Origin of the sequence: Paraburkholderia piptadeniae (assembly GCF_900007165.1) — a bacterium.
In the GTDB taxonomy this organism is placed as follows: domain Bacteria; phylum Pseudomonadota; class Gammaproteobacteria; order Burkholderiales; family Burkholderiaceae; genus Paraburkholderia; species Paraburkholderia piptadeniae.
On the sequence record NZ_CYGY02000011.1, the window covers coordinates 211,378 to 227,150 of the forward strand.

Consider the following 15,773-nt stretch of genomic DNA (forward strand, 5'->3'; position numbering starts at 1 on the left):
CCTCCCGTCATGCGCGTGAAGTGTTCTCGGCATGCGCCGCATTCGCCGCGCGATACGCAAATGCGATGATGGGTCCGAGCGTGCCGCCGCCCGCCCAATACGCGCGCGCGGACGCCGACGCGACGCAATTTCCGACGCCATACAGGCCTTTGATGGGCACCTCGCGCACGTCGAGCACCTGGCCGTGCGAATTCGTCTTCGGACCGCCCTTCGTATCGAGATTGCCAGCAACGATCAGCGCCGCGTAGTACGGCCCTTTCGCGCTGAGCGGGTACATCGTTTCGTTTTTCTGATCAGCCTTTTTCTGGATGGGCCCATTAAAGAGCTTTTCGACGATGCGTTCGCCACGATGAAAATCCGCATCCTTGCCCGCCTTCGCAAAGCCGTTGAACCGCTTGATGGTCGCATCGAGGTTCGGCACGAAGCCGTCGCTCAACTGCATGCCGCCTAGCGCGTTCGCGTGCTTCGAAAGCCGCTCGCGAATGGCGCTCGCCAGCTCCTGCAATGTATTGCCGCACAGCACGTGCCGGTCATTCGAGCCGGGCGGCACGATCAGGCTGCCGTAGTCATCACTTGCGCAATGTTCCTGCGCCTGTTGATCCCAGATCGAAATGAGCGCGAGATTCGGGTACTCGCCTTTCGAACCGTCCCACTGCGAGAACGTCGCGCACACCTCGTTATAGGCGAGCTTTTCGTTCACGACGCGCTTGCCATACCGGTTCACGTACAGCATCGAATCGCCTGTCGGCGTGAAGATGCCCGAGAGCGAGCCGTCCTTTGCGATCGCCTTGTCGAGCGAGATCGGCGCCATCCACGAATAGTTCATGTTGCGCAACTGCACGTCGAATGCGCTTGAGATGCGAACGAAGTCGCCTTCGTTGCTGACGGCTGCGCATCCGCCATACACGGCGCCGTGCAAGAAATTCCTGCGCAGTTCCGGGTCGTGCGTAAAGCCGCCCGTTGCGAACACGACGGCTTTCTTCGCACGCGCGCGAAAGATCGTGCCTTCTTCGGTCAGCGCCTCGACGCCTGTCACTGCGCCATTCGCATCGACCAGTACCTTTTGCACACGATAACCCGTGCGGATATCGACACCGTCGCGCCGTGCGGCGGCGCTCATCGTGCGGATCGCGACGCGGCCGCCATCGGACATGCTCGGCAAGCCGTCCTTCGGAAACAGTACGCGGCCACGCGGCGCCTTGTTTTCGGGCAGCTCGGCCCAGTAGTCGGGCACAGCGGCTTCATGCCGGTACGGCAGTGCGCCTTTCGACGCGAGCAATTCAGCCGCCGGCGATGCGCTGTCATAGATCGCTTCGCACATCTCGTACTCCCACTCCGAGAGGCCGAACTTCGGTAGCGCAGGATCATATTGCTCGGGCCGCGAAAGACGCGCGACGTAGCGCAGATAATCGTCCTTCGGATCGGCGATTCCTGCGCGACGCATCGGCTCGTTGTTGGGCACCCAGTACCAGAACGCCGCTTTCGCCGCCGTACCGCCGACGCTGCCCGCCTTCTCGAGAATCGCGACGCGGTTGCCGAGCCAGCGCGAAAAGAGCGCACAGGGCAAGCCGCCGCCTCCGCCGCCGCACACGACGATGTCGTATTCCGCGTCGAATTTCAGTTGATCGGCGGCTTTGGCGGAAAGCGACACCGCGCCGAATGCGGCGGCCGCCGTGCCCGCCCCTGCCGCCTTGATGAAATTGCGCCGCGACGTAGCGGGCGTCTGAATCTCGTCACTCATGGTTGTCTCCTGGGTTATTGCTTTCGATCGGTGAATGCGGGGCATCGCTTACCAGTAGTGCCACGCCTGCACGAGGACGGCATTGGTCAGCGTCGTGTTGCGCCCCGACACCGAGTGCTGGTACTGGATGGAAAGCTGGTCGTACATCTTCTGGTGCACGAAGGGCAGGCTGTTTGGCTTGAACTGGAACAGCACGCCCGCGCCGACCGTCGTTTCGCGGCTCGCGCTGTTCCCCACGGGGATACCCGCTGTCTGGTTGAAGGTGCCGCCGCTCGTCTGGTGATCGAGCGCGAAGAAGGGAATGGCGAACGGATTGTCGGGTGGCGAAATGCTGTAGCCGATGCGCAGATTCAGATGAAACGTGTCGCCGGGACTGAGATCGTCATGACCCGATCGCAGCGTCCGTCCGCGCAGAATGCCGCCGACCAGAAGGTCCACGTTCACATGGCCATACCAGTCGTCGTAAAAGACGGAAGGCCAGAACGACCAGGTGTTGGTCGATACGCTGTTCTGTCCGATGGGCACCTGCACGTAGGCCTGAAATCCGAGCGTCGTCGCGGGTGCCGGGTTGTACCAGACGAGTCCGCCGATCAGCGGATCGCCGATCCCGCTTGCGGCGAATTGCGAGCCCTGCGTGCGGATCGCGGGCACCGTGATGCTCGCATTGAAGCCGACGTGCGGCAGCGACGACAGCTTCCAGTAGTGGATGAACGTCGACAGTCCGACGAAGGTATTCGTGTCGGGGCCATTTATCTGATTGCCGTGCGAGTCGAACGCGCGGCTGTCGTGGTTCCACCAGATGTTTTCACCGAACGAATCGTAAGTGCCCTCGAAGTCCGAGCTGAACTGCCACGTTTGCGGCCGGTCGGTTGCGAACGGTATGCCTGAAGCGAAGGCGGCATCGGCGAGCGGCAGCGTGCCCGTCATGCCGAGCAGCGCGACCAGCGTCCTGCCGCGCCGCCGCGCGTTATGCCGCCAATGCTGAATGCGCTTGCGCGCCAATGGTGCTCTCATCGTCGTCTCCGTTTTGGTGTCGTGTGCCGCGAGGCATGGAGTGCACCGTACGTCGACGTAATCAGCGGGTCTTTCAGGTTTCGCGCTTTATAGATTCCGGTTTAACGCGCTATCAGGGTCGCTACCAGGATGAAAATCGCGGACGCGGCGTTCGCGAATGGCGAACCATCGGAACACGTTCGCGCCGATGCGTTCTTCTATACTCGGTTGAATGCAGAAATACGAACGTCGAGGCGCAGGCGCGCGCCAGTGCGTCATCGACGGAATGGAGACGACCATGACCGCATTGACCCAGCGACCGGCTGGCCGATCTATCGATGCATTCGCCGCCGTGCCCGGCGCGCGTGGGCTCGAGTACTGCATTTCAGGTGCGCAGCCTTACACATTCGACGTGCACAACACGTCGGATACGGTCTGTCTGCTGCTCGGCACTATCGTTTCGAATACGCGTTACGACGACGGGCCCGCCCTTCCGCTCACGTTTCGCGCGGAGACAGCGGCATTTCATCCACGCGGCGGAAAGATGCATATCGACGCGCAACAGGTCCGCCTCGGCTTCGTTGCGTTTCGCTATTCGGATGAATTCAAGCGCGGGATGAACGATGCACATGCGGATACATCGAGAAGCACCGTCAATCGCGACAATCTCGGCGCTGACGCGATCCGTCATCTGGTGCGCTATGCACGGCTCAAGACGACATCGAATGCCGCGTTGCCCGTCGATCCGTGGGAAATCCAGTGTCTCGCGACGCTCGCATGGATCGAAACGACGCGGCAACTGCAAACGGCTAAAGACATTCATCGGCCGACACTGTCGAGCGTTGAATTCCAACGACTCGAACAGTATGTCGAAGAGAACCTCGACGACGCATTGAGCTGTACGCAAATCGCGGCGACGCTCGATCTTCCCGTGCGGGTCGTCTCCGATGGCGTGAAAGCGCGAACGGGCCATTCGCTGTATCGCTTCGTGGTCGAAAAGCGCCTGAATGCGGCTGCCCGCATGCTGCGCGCGACGGACACGCCGCTTTGCGATGTGGCCGCAGCCTGTGGATTTTCTTCGCAACAGCACATGACGGCGCTTTTCTCCGAGCGGCTGGGCACGACGCCGTCGCGCTACAGAAAGCACGCAGCATGAGGCCACCACGCTACGGCTTTTGCTGCTGGTTTCCCAGTGCTCAACGATGCGCGCAATCATGTCCTGCCAGGCGCGTTCATCATTGCGTGAATGTGCTAGCCTGAGCTTCCATCATCCGACGTGATCCGGCGAGGCGCAAAATGGAACTGCGACATCTGAGAATATTTTGTGCGGTCGCGGAGCACGGCAGTTTCACGGCAGCGGCTGAAAAGATCCACAACGTGCAGTCGAACGTGACGATGCGTATCAAGGAGCTGGAAGCGGAATTGAACCAGCAGCTATTCATTCGGCAGAAGAATGGCGTCGTGCTCACGTCGGCAGGGCAAATCTTCCTGGGCTACGCACAGCGTATTCTTCAATTGACGGATGAGAGCCGCAACGCGTTGCTCGACAACGCATCGCCACGAGGGCTGTTGCGGCTCGGGTCGATGGAAACGACAGCCGCGATCCGGTTGCCGAAAATCCTCGCCAGGTATCACGAGCAGTACCCGCAAGTTCAGCTGTCGCTGATGACGGGCACGACGACCGAGTTGATCAAGGCCGTCGAATCGCATCGGCTGGATGGCGCTTTTGTCGGCGGTTTTCATCAAACTTCGTCGCTGTATCAGGAAGAAGTCTTTCACGAAGAACTGGTTCTCGTGAGCGGCAACGAATTCGACTCACTGTCGGCTCTTACGAACGAGATATCGCGTCAAACAGTGCTCGTCTTCAGGACGGGTTGTTTCTATCGTTCGACGCTCGAACACTGGTTCTATCAGGCGGGCATCATTCCCGGCCAGATCATGGAACTTGGCACGCTGGATGGGATCATGTCGTGCGTCGCTGCCGGGATGGGTATTACGTTGCTGCCGCGATCTGTCGTGGAGAGCCACGGCGCGCGGCATTCCGTACAGTGTCATGAACTGCCGCAGGAATTCTCGAACGTCAAGACCGTGTTCATTCGCAACAAGGACGCGCTCGTCACGCCGGCGCTCACGGCGATGATCGATCTCGCGCATCATCAAATTGCAATGGATTGCGGCGCTCAGAAAGCGGCCAGTGAAAACATCTTGACGACCGGGCTGGGACGTATCGACGCTACGGAATCCGGCGCGAGCGTTCACTGATTTGCCCGATGCTGCCAACGGGAGCTGGAAAAGACCACGCGCCGTGAACCGAAATCAAGGTTCACGGCGCGTGGTCTTTCACTTTCAAGCGCCGTCAGGCATAGCGCAGATGCAGTTCCTTGAACGGCTCGACCGAGCCGGCCTGGACCCGTTCGCGGCCGCAGCTCAAACCTTGCGCCAGTTCCGCCACACGCTCGGCGGCCGGGATAACGCGGTCGATCTTTCCCACACCCTGGCCCGCATAGAGCGACAGCTTCTGTGCCATCTTCGGCTTGTCGATCGCGCGCGCACCGCCGCCGATAAAACGCAACAGGTTCCACTTGTCGCGATTCGGGATCACGCGATGCGGCGTGCCGTATTTCCATCCGAACGAGTACCCCGTTCGATACTCGGTGTCGTCGACAGTAGCTTCCACGATCTTCTGCTTATAGAGCGGATGCGCATTCGACTCCTCACACGCGACAAACGCAGTACCCACGAGCACGCCGCCCGCGCCTATTTCCATCACGGTTCGAACGTCATCGCGGTTCGTAATGCCGCCTGCGGCCAGCACAGGCCGGCCCTCGGAAACTTCGATGAGCGCGGGCAACAGCGAAAGCAGCCCAATGGTGCCGCGATTCAAATGGCCACCGCTCTCGCTGCCTTGGGCCGTGATGATATCGGCACCATTCGCAATCGCCTGTCGCGCAAGCTCGACGGAGCCCACCTGAACCATCACAATCATTCCCGCGTCTTTTGCACGCGCGATCATATCCGGGTAGTTCTCGGCATAGAACAGCGACAGCATGCGCGGCTTTTCCTGAAGCACGATCCGGAACTGCGCTTCGAATACATCCGGGCCGCCAAACGACGGCACGAGATTCACGCCGAAAGGCTTGTCGGTCAGGCTCTTCGTTTCCCTTAGCCACTTTCGTAATGCGAGCGGCGGCAAGCGCAATCCGCCTATCGTGCCCATTCCGCCCGCGTTCGCAACGGCAGCGACGAGCTTCGGACCGGAAATAGCGGCCATCCCGGCGAGGAAGATCGGGTATTGAACTCCGCAAAGCTCCGTGACGGCATTGCCGCCGAATTCATAACTGGTTGTGCTCATGGTGTTAAAGCTCCACACGTTTTCCAAGCATCCGTTTCAAGGCGTCGTTTTTCAGCACGAGATGGTTCTTGCAGGCACCGAAGATATGCAACGCCAACCCGATCACAAACGGCGTAGCGCCGATCTTGAAGAGAATGTCGAAGATTCGCGCCGCCTGATGATCCGGCGATATCAGCGCAGGAATGAACCACCCTCCGGGCAATTCGATCGGCAGTCCGGCCGCCGACTTCGACAGCCACGCCGCAATCGGCAGCAGAACCATCGCGAGCGCGAGGGCCGTCGCCACCGACCGGCTGACGATCACTTCGACGGGATTCGGCGTGCCGACGGGCAACGGATGATATGACGTGATGCGCGCCCAGAACCGGTAGGCCGATACAGGAAACAGGATTGTCCCAAGCAGATTCAGCACTTTCGTGAGCCCGCTGTCCGGCGAAACGGAAAGCGCGATTTGGATCGCGATGATCGACAGCACGAGCGCCGCCACCACCCAATGAAGCACGATCGTAATCGGCGAAAAGCCCAGGCCGTTATCGCGCACCTGAAACCTGGCCTTCATGCGCTCGCCGTGCGAACGGGATTCCGACACGTATGAGGTTTGCAGCTTCGACATTTCCCACTCCAATCAATAGCTAGTGACTGACCGCACCCGAAGAGCCAATGCCTGTTTGAGCGCGAACGAACTGGTCGTCGAACTTCTCCCGTTCTATCGATGCTCGCGCGCCCTGATCGGTAAGCGAGCCGATCCACGTGAAGAAGAACGCGATCGTCATTGAAACAATGGCGGGGTAGTCGTATGGAAAGATCGCGATCGCGTGCCCAAGTACTTTCACCCACACAGCGGGCGAAAGCACGACGAGGCTCACTGCGCTCACGAGGCCAGCGATGCCGCCCATCAGCGCGCCGCGAGTCGTCAAGCCTTTCCAGTAGATCGCCAAGGTCAGAATCGGAAAATTGACGGATGCTGCGACGCTAAATGTCAGCGCCACCAAAAACGCGACGTTCTGATCCTTGAAGAGAATGCCAAGCAGAATCGCGACGCCCGCGATGGCGACCGAGGCAACTCTCGACACGCGCTTTTCCTGCGCGGCATCGGCGTTGTTTCGCTTGATTACCATCGCGTACAGGTCGTGCGAGATCGCAGAGGTACCCGCCATCGTGAGCCCCGCTACGACAGCCAGAATGGTTGCAAACGCGACGGCGGACAGAAAGCCGAGTACGAAATCGCCGCCCACGGCCTTCGCCAGATGCATCACGGGCATATTGCCGCCGCCGATCAGTTTTCCGCCGAGTACGCCGTGCTCATAGAAGGCGGGATTGCGTCCTACGATGACGATGGCGGCAGTGCCGAGCACGGTGACAACGAGGAAGAAGTATCCGATGAACCCCGTCGCGACGAACACGGACTTGCGCGCTTCCTTTGCATCGGGCACGGTAAAGAAGCGCATCAGGATGTGAGGCAGTCCCGATGTGCCGAACACCAGCCCCACCGACAGCGATAGCATCTCGAACGGATCGGCCACGAGTTTGCTCGGCAGCATCATGCCGCTTCCGCTCTTGTGCGCGGCGATTGCCTGCTCGAACATGTTGTCGATCGAAAAGCCGAAATGGCTCAACGACAATATGGCCAGCAGACTTGCGCCGAACAGCATCAGCACGGCCTTGATGATTTGCACCCAGGTTGTCGCGACCATCCCGCCGAACGTCACGTACACGGCCATCAGAATGCCGACCACCATGACGGCGTAGTTGTATTGGAGCCCGAATAGAAGCTGGATGAGTTGCCCCGCGCCCACCATCTGCACGACCAGATAGAAGCAGACGACCGTCAGCGAGCCGAACGCCATCAGTGTCCGTATTCTCTGCTGGTCCAGCCTGAACGACGCGATATCGGCGATGGTGACTTGCCCCAGGTTTCTGATGCGTTCGGCAAAGAGAAACATCAGTAGCGGCCACGCGACAAAGAAGCTCACCGCGTAAAGCATGCCGTCATAGCCGTTGAAAAAGATCATGCTCGTCAGCCCGAGCAAAGCCGCCGCCGACATGTAGTCGCCCGCGAGCGCAAGACCGTTTTGAAATCCTGTAATGCCGCCGCCGGCGTTGTAGAAGTCCTTCATCGACTTCGTCTTCGATGCGGACCAGTACGTGATGCCTAGCGTCGCGATCACGAACATGACGAACATCGCGATTGCGGTGGTGTTGAGCGGCTGCTTCTGTACTTTCTCCAACGCTTCCGGCGTGGCCATCGCCGCTTGTGCAACGAAAGCGGTGAGCACAGCGACTGCGATTCTGATCGGCCGCTTCATTGAGCGCCTCCCGCGAGAATCCGAGCGGTCAATTGGTCAAACTCTCCGTTTGCGCGCCGAATGTAGATGCCAGTCAAAACCCACGTCCCGAGGATCAACACTGCACCGACAGGCCAGCCGATCGTAATCACACTTCCGGGATAAAGCCGCGTGGCAAGCACTTGCGGCGCGAACCCCGCAATGAACACAAAAGCGTAGTACGGCAGCAAGGTGCCCAACGTAAGCCATGCTACGAGCCTGCGTCGCCGGGCGACCAGTCGTTCGAATGCCGGCGACAGCCGGACGTCGTCATGCGCAGTGGAATCGACCACGATGTCTCCTGTATTTCGTTTCGGGTTAGGCGCATTGCGCTGCGCTCTTCCTGTTTTGCTTAACGATAGGAGCGTGAATCGATCAAGTAAAATGATGTTTGATGATGCGTGCCATCACTGCGAGTGAAATGGCGCTTCTTCCGCTTCACTCATTAAGTGGCGGAATTCGCACCAGTGAATTCCAGAAAGAAGCACAGAGCGCACATCGCATCGGCCGGGCCTCGCATTTGTGCGACGCCCGGCGCCCGCACCGTCATGACGCAACGTCAATAATCGCCCCACTCACACACCGTTCGGCGCGGCCATTCCGCGCCGTCCGCGCGCACGCGCCGCGCGTCGGCTATTGGCGGGCGTGCGCAAAGCATCCGCATTTGTTCCCACGCGTCAAAACTGTTTGTCCACTACGGGTGTACGCAAGCGGATCGAGCAAGCCTAGATTGACGACCTAACGGCGCTGTCGATCCCCGACGGCAAATGCCACCAACGTATCGAGGTCAATCATGAGCAACTCGCAAAAGGTCGTTATCGTCACTGGCGCATCACAAGGTATCGGTGCAGAACTCGTCAAAGCCTTCCGGGAGCGCGACTATCGCGTCGTCGCGATCGCGCGTTCGATCAAGCCCTCCGACGATCCGAACATCGTCACAGTCGCAGGCGACATCGGAGATCGCGAAGTGGCAAAGCGTGCCGTCTCCGAAGCCGTCGAACGCTTCGGCCGCGTCGATACGCTGATCAACAACGCGGGCATCTTCATCGCGAAGCCGTTCACGCAATACACGGCTGAAGACTATGCCTCCATCCTGAACGTCAACGTGAACGGCTTCTTCCATATCACGCAGCTCGCGATCGCCGAGATGGAGAAGAACAAAAGCGGCCATGTGTTGCAGATCACGACGAGTCTCGTCGATCATGCAATTTCCGGCGTGCCTTCGGTGCTCGCATCGCTGACGAAGGGCGGCCTGAATGCGGCCACCAGATCGCTCGCTATCGAATACGCGAAGACGGGTATTCGCGCGAACGCCGTCTCGCCGGGCATCATCAAGTCGCCAATGCATGCGCCGGAAACGCATGAAGCACTCGGCGCGCTGCATCCCGTCGGCCATATGGGTGAAATGCGCGACATCGTCGACGCCGTCGTGTACCTCGATTCCGCGCCGTTCGTGACGGGCGAGATCCTGCACGTCGACGGCGGCCAGAGCGCAGGCCACTAAGCACAACGGCGAGGCATCGGCAACGATGCCTCATCCGCCTAACATCACGGAGATTGCCATGCCTATCGTGACCATTCAGGTTACTCGTGAAGGAAACAAGCCCGGCACGAATGCGGTGACGCCGGAAGAGAAGGCGCAGCTTATCAAGGGAGCCAGCGAGCTTCTTCTCAACGTGCTCAACAAACCGCTCGAAGCGACATTCGTCGTCATTCAGGAAGTCGAGACGGAGAATTGGGGATGGGGCGGACTGCCCGTCGACGAATATCGTCGGCAGAAAGCGAAGAAGCCGGACTGAGTGCCGGCATAAAATTGAAGCAGCCAGTTGCGGCCATTGCGCGAAGAGGCTTAAAGGTTCTCCGCGCAATGAGCCCGCACGGTTTCGTTCAGGGCTCTCTACGCGCGCGGCTGCGGCGCAAGTCGAGCATGCCGCCGATCGATTCCTCGCGACGCCCCTGCACGAGTCCGATACGCGACCCCGCTCGCACCCATCCCGTTTGCACGACGCTCAGATAGACACCCGCGAATCCGCTCAGATACATGTGCTTTACCGCGCGCCTATAGCCCATCACTGCGTTCAGCTTGAAACAGGGACTGCGTGGCGCTTCGACACGTAGCCTCACTTCGTCGATGACGAGCACGTCGCCGACCCACAGGTCTGTTTCGAGCACGCCCTGTGTCGTCAGGTTTTCGCCCAATGCACCGAATTCGAACAGTCTGTCGGCATGCGCGACACCCGCCTCGATGCGCCGTTCACGCCACCACGCGTAGTGCTCGATCGGGTACAGATAGACTGCCTTGTCGAGCCCGCCGTGAACGCTGATATCGGCCTGCTCGTCGCCGACGAAGCCCAGCTTCTTCACTTCGACGATCGCGCCTTCGCTCGCGCTGCTGATCGAGCGCTTGCGTATCGCCGACTCGACTTGCAGCCCTTCCGAAGACAGCCCGACGTCGAGAGGCTGGATCAAGCCGACATTGATCGACAACACCGAAGCGCCGATGTCGCGCACGTTCTCGCCGGTTTCTGCATGGCCAGTCTGGTCTCCCATCTCGCGCCGGTCCATTCCTTTACGACGCGAACTGCTGCAAACGCCGGATGGCCTCGACGAGTTCGGTCTCCAGTTGTGCGACCAGCTCGGCGGCGGGCAGCGAGCGGGTGAGCGCAGCCGCCTGGCCGCCCCACTGCGCGCCATAACCGAACTCACCCTTTGCTTTCGCGGCGGCATGCAGCGCCTTGCCCGCGTCGTAGGTGATCGGATAAGACGGCGTCGCCGGACGGTCCGCCGAGCGGCCCAGTTCCGTGAACCTGTTCACCATGCTGCGCGCCGGCCGCCCCGAAATCGCCGACGTCAAAACCGTGTGATACGCCGGATCGCCGAGAATGGCGCGGCGGTAGCCTTCGTCGATCGACGTCTCCGGGCACGGGACGAATGCCGTTCCGAGTTGCGCGGCCTGCGCGCCGAGCGCGAGCACCGCCGCGATGCCGGCGCCGTCCATGATCCCGCCCGCCGCGATCACGGGCAGATCGATTTTCTGCACGAAGAGGCGCGTGAGCGCGAACGTGCCCAGGCCTTCGTCGAAGGCTCGCGTATCGAACACGCCGCGATGGCCGCCTGCTTCGATACCTTGCGCGACCAGAGCATCGACACCCGCATCGGCGACGGCCGCCGCCTCGTCCAGATTCGTCGCCGACGCCAGCAGCTTGATGCCCGCGTCCTTCAGCGCCTTGACGATCTCTTTCGAAGGCAAGCCGAAATGGAAGCTGACCACAGCCGGCTTTTCCTCAAGAAACACGTCGAGCATCGCCTGATCTTCGACGAAGCTCGTATAGATCTCGCCGAGCTTTTCAGGCGCGCTCGCACCGTACTTCTCGAAGTGCGGAGCGAGCCAGCTCAGCCATTCCTTTTCGACTTTCGCATCGGCGGTTGCGGGTTCATGGCAGAAAACATTGATGTTGAAGGGCGCGTTGGTCAATGCGCGCGTGTCGCGGATTGCCTTTCGCGCGGCTTCGGCATTCATCGCGCCCACGCCGAGCGATCCGAGGCCGCCCGCATTCGAAACGGCTGCGGCGAGCGCAGGTGTGCTGGTGCCCGCCATGGGCGCCTGGATGATCGGCTTGCTGATGCCAAGCAGCTTGAGAAGCGGCTTGTCTTCGAAACGATTGCTCATCTGATGACCTCATCGCGTAAGTTGGAGACCGTGCCGCCCGCGATCCACACGTCAGAGCGGATAGTCGAAGGCCCCTGCTTTCGGCTGCACATGCTCTTGCAAGCATAGCCTCTTTACATCGGATGATCGGTTATCGGGCAACGACGGGTCAACCGGTTGCCAGTCAAGACACTGTTGAGCGACGGGAACAGATCGGGCAACTCGCGTATCGTTGCGGCAGCAATGGCACGCCGTATCGCGAGTCGCGACTCACACGCGCGGCGCTGCGGGCGCGCCCGTATAGCGAGACCTGCTATCCTCTGCGAACCCGTCGTCAACCATCCCGCTGCACCGCGCCGTGCCTTTGCGTCGGGCAAAACGAGCAGCACATCCAGATCATGGAAAGGCCATGCAGCGTCAATTCGAAGACCTTCTTTTGGGCAGCATCGAACTGTTCTGCCTCGCGGCGGAACTGGAGAGCTTCACGGTCGCAGCGACGGCAGCGAGCGTGACGCCCGCTGCCGTGAGCCGGTCAGTCGCGCGTCTGGAGTCGCGTCTCGGCGTGCGGCTCTTCGTGCGCACGACGAGACAGATCAGGCTTACGGATGCCGGACGCCGATACTTCGAGCAATGTCGTCAGGCGCTCAACCAGCTTGCCGACGCCGAGCGCGAAGTGACGGGACAGCAGAGCACGCCCACGGGCGTCTTGCGCATCAGCATGCCGACTCCGTATAGCCATTACCGCGTGCTGCCGCTGCTGGCCGAATTCCGCGCGCGCTATCCGGGCGTGACCGTCGAGGCGCATCTGAGCAACCGCAATATCGACTTCGCCGACGAAGGCTTCGATCTCGCCATACGAGGCCGCGCGCCCGACGACTCCGCACTGATCGCGCGCAAGCTCGAAGATGCCGAGCTCGTCGTCGTCGCTTCGCCGGCCTATCTGAAATCGGCCGGCAAGCTGGAGACTCCCGACGATCTGATCGACCACGAGTGCATTCAGTACGCGTTGCCGAGCACGGGGCGCAATCTGCCGTGGATCTTCATGCGGGAAGGCGAAGAACTGGAGATGATGACGCGCGGCGGATACAGCACATCCGGTGACGTGCTGGCCGGCGTCACGCTCGCGCGCCACGGAGCGGGCCTTTTCCAGACCTATCGGTTCGTCGCGGCTCGCGACCTCGACGATGGAACGCTGCGCGAAGTGCTCACGCCCTATGGCGGGCGCACGCGGCCGTTCGTTTTGCTGTATCCGCATGCGCGGCATCTGTCGTCGCGCGTGCGCTGCTTCGTGGACTTCCTGATGGAAAAGCTGAGAACACAATAACCCATGCTGCCGAATGTCGATTCGATTGCCGCGCGTCTGCGGCTCAAGCAACTGCGTCTTCTGATCGCGCTCGACGAGCATGGCTCGCTGCATCGCGCCGCCGACGAGATGGCGTTGACCCAGCCGGGCGCAACGAAGGCGCTGCGCGAAATCGAGGCGACGTTCGGCGCGACGCTCTTCACGCGCTCGCCGCACGGCATCCAGCCGAACGAACTCGGGCGCTGCGTGATCCGCTACGCGCGGCTGATCCACATGGACGTCGCGCATCTGCGCGAAGAGATGGAGGGCATTCTGCAAGGCTCGGGCGGAAGGCTCGCCGTCGGCGCGATCACGGGCGCGGTGTCGGGCGTGCTGGTCGATGCATTGACGCGTCTGCGGCAAAGACAGCCCACGCTGTCGGTCGAAGTCGTTGAGGACACGAGCGCGCGGCTCCTCGCGTTGCTCGACCAGGGGCGGCTCGATCTGGCCATTTGCCGCAAGACCGTCGCGCGGCAGCCCGATCACTACGACTATCGGGAACTGAGCGACGAACCGGCCGCGATCGTCGCGAGCCTCGCGCATCCATTGGCGGACGCGCAAGACGTGAAGCTCGCCGATCTCGCGTCTTCCCGCTGGATCGTCTATCCGAGCATGATGCCGCTGCGCTCGCTGTTCGAACGCGAGTTCAAGGAAGCAGGACTCCCGGTGCCGCCTCACCCGATCGAAACCGCGTCGACGATGACGACGGTGCTGATGCTGCAGCGCGACCCGACACTCGTTTCGCTGATGCCGTGCGACATGGCCGCGATGCTGTCCGATCACGGCCTTGCACGGACGCTTGCAATCGAGGTGCGATCCCGTACCGAACCCTATGGGATCGTGACGCGGCGCGGTTCGGTGTTATCGCCCGCCGCGCGGCTGATGATCGAGGAGCTTGGATAACGGTCAAAACGGGCTAGCGGCCGGCGGATACATCACGCTGTGCCATTCATCGCGGCGGCGCGGCGCAAAACGGCGCTGGCGCGAGCGAGTTCACGCGCCTTCGAACTCGCCTTTGAATGCCCAACCAAAGGCCTCCATCTCGGACTTGTGCAAGGTAGCCAGCCGGATCAGAAGGCGTTCACCCCTAGACGTCAGATGCACCTCCACCTGGCGGCGGTCGCTGCGGCTTGTCTTGCGCGCGACGAGCCCCGCCGACTCACAGCGCGACACGAGCGCCACCGTGCCGTGGGGCGCGGCCTGCAGACGCTCAGCAAGCTCGCCGACCGTCGCCCAGTCGCGGCCTTCGATGCCCTGCACGTGCAGCATCAGCTGATACTGCAACGGCGTGATGCCGGCCGTGTGCGTCACCTCCTCGGAAAAACGCAGGAAGCGCCGCAACTGGTAACGGAACGCGGACATCGCCTCCAGATCCTGCTTGGTCGGGGCTTCGACCGCAGCGGCGGGACGTGCTGCCATGGGAGACTCCATCGATGTCGGGTGCTGGTTGAAATTATGTCACTGCGTGACTAATATCGAATCATCGCGGCGGATTGGCGCGTGGTGCGCAAAGATGCGCCGACGAATCAGTGTGCGCGTTTGCGGTTTCAAATGAAATCTTACGTCGTTCTGCTCACAGCGTGGATGGCAGCGTTTGCCGCAGCCGGAGTCCATTCGGCTGGCGCGGGCTCGCAGGCTATCGTGCTCGCCAATCTGCCATCCAGTTCCGGTTTCGACCCGGCGCTCCTGCAGCAGCCGCCTCCGCCCGAACGGCATCGCGCATCGACGCCGTCGCCGGCCATCATTCACGGGCCGTCCTACTTGTCCGCGTTGCGCGACTACGACCTGCTCGCTCCGAAGCATAGGCTTGTATATGGCCCGTCGGCGGGATTCAAGTTGAACGATCGCGGCGATTAGGCCCTGCGCGCGTCAATGCACGATGGACGTACGGCCCTCGTATTTCTGCAGCGACACGCCGACCACATGCTCGCGCCATATCCCGCACTTCGCGACGACGGGAATCCACGATTGCTTGCTGCGCACACGGGCAAACGCGCGCATCGTCACCGTCGACTCGACGGATTGAGCGCCATTGTTGCCTGAGAAAATCCCGCTGCCGCCGTCGATCCCGGCTTTCAGCACACGGCGATCGGGCGCGAGAAACATGTCATAGCGTGACGTAGTGCGAATCCGGCGGTCGAGTTCGGCGATACAGTTGATGACGGCGGGACGCACGTGAAGACGCGTGAGGTACGCGTAGTCGTCGGGTACGTCGGTTTGGGGCTGCGACTGCGAAAAGGCGGTCGAGCAGAACCAGATGGCGCAGACGATGCCAGATACGGAGATGATGCTTTTCATTGCGTGCTTTTCATTCCGATATGGCGCTTCGAAATTCAATGCGATGCAGATGCGTCGCGAAACATTCAAGGCGC

Annotated in this window: 17 protein-coding genes; 7 read left to right on the forward strand and 10 right to left on the reverse strand. The window is 61.1% G+C overall.

Annotation, left to right across the window (positions count from 1 at the left end; all coding sequences use genetic code 11):
* Positions 1 to 7 precede the first annotated feature (7 nt).
* Positions 8 to 1,741: an FAD-dependent oxidoreductase gene (locus BN2476_RS05445; protein ID WP_087733117.1), complete on the reverse strand. Its 1,734-nt coding sequence runs from the start codon at positions 1,739 to 1,741 to the stop codon at positions 8 to 10.
* A gap of 48 nt (positions 1,742 to 1,789) precedes the next feature.
* A complete protein-coding gene (locus tag BN2476_RS05450; protein ID WP_235850705.1) occupies positions 1,790 to 2,755 on the reverse strand; it encodes a transporter in 966 nt (321 codons plus the stop codon).
* A gap of 277 nt (positions 2,756 to 3,032) precedes the next feature.
* Here BN2476_RS05450 and BN2476_RS05455 point away from each other — a divergent pair, with 277 nt between their 5' ends.
* Positions 3,033 to 3,890, forward strand: a complete 858-nt coding sequence (locus tag BN2476_RS05455; RefSeq protein WP_087733206.1) for a helix-turn-helix domain-containing protein — start codon at positions 3,033 to 3,035, stop codon at positions 3,888 to 3,890.
* Between the two features lie 140 nt (positions 3,891 to 4,030).
* Positions 4,031 to 4,996 (forward strand): LysR family transcriptional regulator, encoded by a 966-nt coding sequence (locus tag BN2476_RS05460; protein ID WP_087733118.1) that lies wholly within the window; start codon positions 4,031 to 4,033, stop codon positions 4,994 to 4,996.
* A 94-nt stretch (positions 4,997 to 5,090) separates the two neighbouring features.
* Here the strand turns inward: BN2476_RS05460 and BN2476_RS05465 are convergent, their stop codons facing one another.
* Genes BN2476_RS05465 through BN2476_RS05480 form a run of 4 tightly spaced genes read right to left on the reverse strand, consistent with a single transcriptional unit; the run spans position 5,091 to position 8,703 of the window.
* Entirely contained in the window at positions 5,091 to 6,086 is a 996-nt protein-coding gene (locus BN2476_RS05465) for an NAD(P)H-dependent flavin oxidoreductase (protein ID WP_087733119.1), read from the reverse strand.
* Between the two features lie 4 nt (positions 6,087 to 6,090).
* The gene (locus tag BN2476_RS05470) at positions 6,091 to 6,699 is read right to left on the reverse strand and encodes a cytochrome b (RefSeq protein ID WP_087733120.1); all 609 of its coding nucleotides are present in this window, start codon (positions 6,697 to 6,699) and stop codon (positions 6,091 to 6,093) included.
* Between the two features lie 19 nt (positions 6,700 to 6,718).
* Positions 6,719 to 8,392 carry a cation acetate symporter gene (locus BN2476_RS05475; RefSeq protein WP_087733121.1) on the reverse strand — a complete coding sequence of 558 codons (1,674 nt, stop codon included), beginning with the start codon at positions 8,390 to 8,392 and terminating at the stop codon, positions 6,719 to 6,721.
* Positions 8,389 to 8,703, reverse strand: coding sequence for a DUF485 domain-containing protein (locus tag BN2476_RS05480; protein WP_087733122.1), 315 nt, complete (start codon positions 8,701 to 8,703; stop codon positions 8,389 to 8,391). The genes BN2476_RS05475 and BN2476_RS05480 overlap by 4 nt, the downstream gene beginning before the upstream one ends.
* 500 nt (positions 8,704 to 9,203) lie before the next feature.
* On the opposite strand from BN2476_RS05480, the gene BN2476_RS05485 reads away from it, so the two are divergent.
* Both BN2476_RS05485 and BN2476_RS05490 read left to right on the forward strand, forming a co-directional pair.
* Positions 9,204 to 9,914, forward strand: a complete 711-nt coding sequence (locus BN2476_RS05485; protein WP_087733123.1) for an SDR family NAD(P)-dependent oxidoreductase — start codon at positions 9,204 to 9,206, stop codon at positions 9,912 to 9,914.
* 58 nt (positions 9,915 to 9,972) lie between these two features.
* Positions 9,973 to 10,209 carry a tautomerase family protein gene (locus tag BN2476_RS05490; RefSeq protein ID WP_087733124.1) on the forward strand — a complete coding sequence of 79 codons (237 nt, stop codon included), beginning with the start codon at positions 9,973 to 9,975 and terminating at the stop codon, positions 10,207 to 10,209.
* 88 nt (positions 10,210 to 10,297) lie between these two features.
* On the opposite strand, the gene BN2476_RS05495 is transcribed toward BN2476_RS05490, so the two are convergent.
* Positions 10,298 to 10,960 (reverse strand): MOSC domain-containing protein, encoded by a 663-nt coding sequence (locus BN2476_RS05495; RefSeq protein ID WP_087733207.1) that lies wholly within the window; start codon positions 10,958 to 10,960, stop codon positions 10,298 to 10,300.
* Between the two features lie 19 nt (positions 10,961 to 10,979).
* A complete protein-coding gene (locus BN2476_RS05500; RefSeq protein ID WP_087733125.1) occupies positions 10,980 to 12,080 on the reverse strand; it encodes an NAD(P)H-dependent flavin oxidoreductase in 1,101 nt (366 codons plus the stop codon).
* Positions 12,081 to 12,468: 388 nt separating this feature from the next.
* On the opposite strand from BN2476_RS05500, the gene BN2476_RS05505 reads away from it, so the two are divergent.
* Positions 12,469 to 13,383: a LysR family transcriptional regulator gene (locus BN2476_RS05505; protein ID WP_087733126.1), complete on the forward strand. Its 915-nt coding sequence runs from the start codon at positions 12,469 to 12,471 to the stop codon at positions 13,381 to 13,383.
* Positions 13,384 to 13,386: 3 nt separating this feature from the next.
* Positions 13,387 to 14,304 carry a LysR substrate-binding domain-containing protein gene (locus BN2476_RS05510; RefSeq protein WP_087733127.1) on the forward strand — a complete coding sequence of 306 codons (918 nt, stop codon included), beginning with the start codon at positions 13,387 to 13,389 and terminating at the stop codon, positions 14,302 to 14,304.
* A gap of 90 nt (positions 14,305 to 14,394) precedes the next feature.
* Here BN2476_RS05510 and BN2476_RS05515 read toward each other — a convergent pair whose 3' ends face one another.
* Positions 14,395 to 14,820, reverse strand: coding sequence for a MarR family winged helix-turn-helix transcriptional regulator (locus BN2476_RS05515; RefSeq protein ID WP_087733128.1), 426 nt, complete (start codon positions 14,818 to 14,820; stop codon positions 14,395 to 14,397).
* A 132-nt stretch (positions 14,821 to 14,952) separates the two neighbouring features.
* Here BN2476_RS05515 and BN2476_RS05520 point away from each other — a divergent pair, with 132 nt between their 5' ends.
* Entirely contained in the window at positions 14,953 to 15,258 is a 306-nt protein-coding gene (locus tag BN2476_RS05520; RefSeq protein WP_087733208.1) for a hypothetical protein, read from the forward strand.
* Between the two features lie 12 nt (positions 15,259 to 15,270).
* On the opposite strand, the gene BN2476_RS05525 is transcribed toward BN2476_RS05520, so the two are convergent.
* Entirely contained in the window at positions 15,271 to 15,699 is a 429-nt protein-coding gene (locus BN2476_RS05525; protein ID WP_087733129.1) for a BspC domain-containing protein, read from the reverse strand.
* Between the last annotated feature and the right edge of the window lie 74 nt (positions 15,700 to 15,773).

Bases quoted from the DNA above. Each gene is read 5' to 3' on its own strand.
- BN2476_RS05445 (WP_087733117.1), bottom strand. From the start codon at position 1,741: ATGAGTGACGAGATTCAGACGCCCGCTACGTCGCGGCGCAATTTCATC.
- BN2476_RS05450 (WP_235850705.1), bottom strand. From the start codon at position 2,755: ATGAGAGCACCATTGGCGCGCAAGCGCATTCAGCATTGGCGGCATAAC.
- BN2476_RS05455 (WP_087733206.1), top strand. From the start codon at position 3,033: ATGACCGCATTGACCCAGCGACCGGCTGGCCGATCTATCGATGCATTC.
- BN2476_RS05460 (WP_087733118.1), top strand. From the start codon at position 4,031: ATGGAACTGCGACATCTGAGAATATTTTGTGCGGTCGCGGAGCACGGC.
- BN2476_RS05465 (WP_087733119.1), bottom strand. From the start codon at position 6,086: ATGAGCACAACCAGTTATGAATTCGGCGGCAATGCCGTCACGGAGCTT.
- BN2476_RS05470 (WP_087733120.1), bottom strand. From the start codon at position 6,699: ATGTCGAAGCTGCAAACCTCATACGTGTCGGAATCCCGTTCGCACGGC.
- BN2476_RS05475 (WP_087733121.1), bottom strand. From the start codon at position 8,392: ATGAAGCGGCCGATCAGAATCGCAGTCGCTGTGCTCACCGCTTTCGTT.
- BN2476_RS05485 (WP_087733123.1), top strand. From the start codon at position 9,204: ATGAGCAACTCGCAAAAGGTCGTTATCGTCACTGGCGCATCACAAGGT.
- BN2476_RS05490 (WP_087733124.1), top strand. From the start codon at position 9,973: ATGCCTATCGTGACCATTCAGGTTACTCGTGAAGGAAACAAGCCCGGC.
- BN2476_RS05495 (WP_087733207.1), bottom strand. From the start codon at position 10,960: ATGGGAGACCAGACTGGCCATGCAGAAACCGGCGAGAACGTGCGCGAC.
- BN2476_RS05500 (WP_087733125.1), bottom strand. From the start codon at position 12,080: ATGAGCAATCGTTTCGAAGACAAGCCGCTTCTCAAGCTGCTTGGCATC.
- BN2476_RS05505 (WP_087733126.1), top strand. From the start codon at position 12,469: ATGCAGCGTCAATTCGAAGACCTTCTTTTGGGCAGCATCGAACTGTTC.
- BN2476_RS05510 (WP_087733127.1), top strand. From the start codon at position 13,387: ATGCTGCCGAATGTCGATTCGATTGCCGCGCGTCTGCGGCTCAAGCAA.
- BN2476_RS05515 (WP_087733128.1), bottom strand. From the start codon at position 14,820: ATGGCAGCACGTCCCGCCGCTGCGGTCGAAGCCCCGACCAAGCAGGAT.
- BN2476_RS05520 (WP_087733208.1), top strand. From the start codon at position 14,953: ATGAAATCTTACGTCGTTCTGCTCACAGCGTGGATGGCAGCGTTTGCC.
- BN2476_RS05525 (WP_087733129.1), bottom strand. From the start codon at position 15,699: ATGAAAAGCATCATCTCCGTATCTGGCATCGTCTGCGCCATCTGGTTC.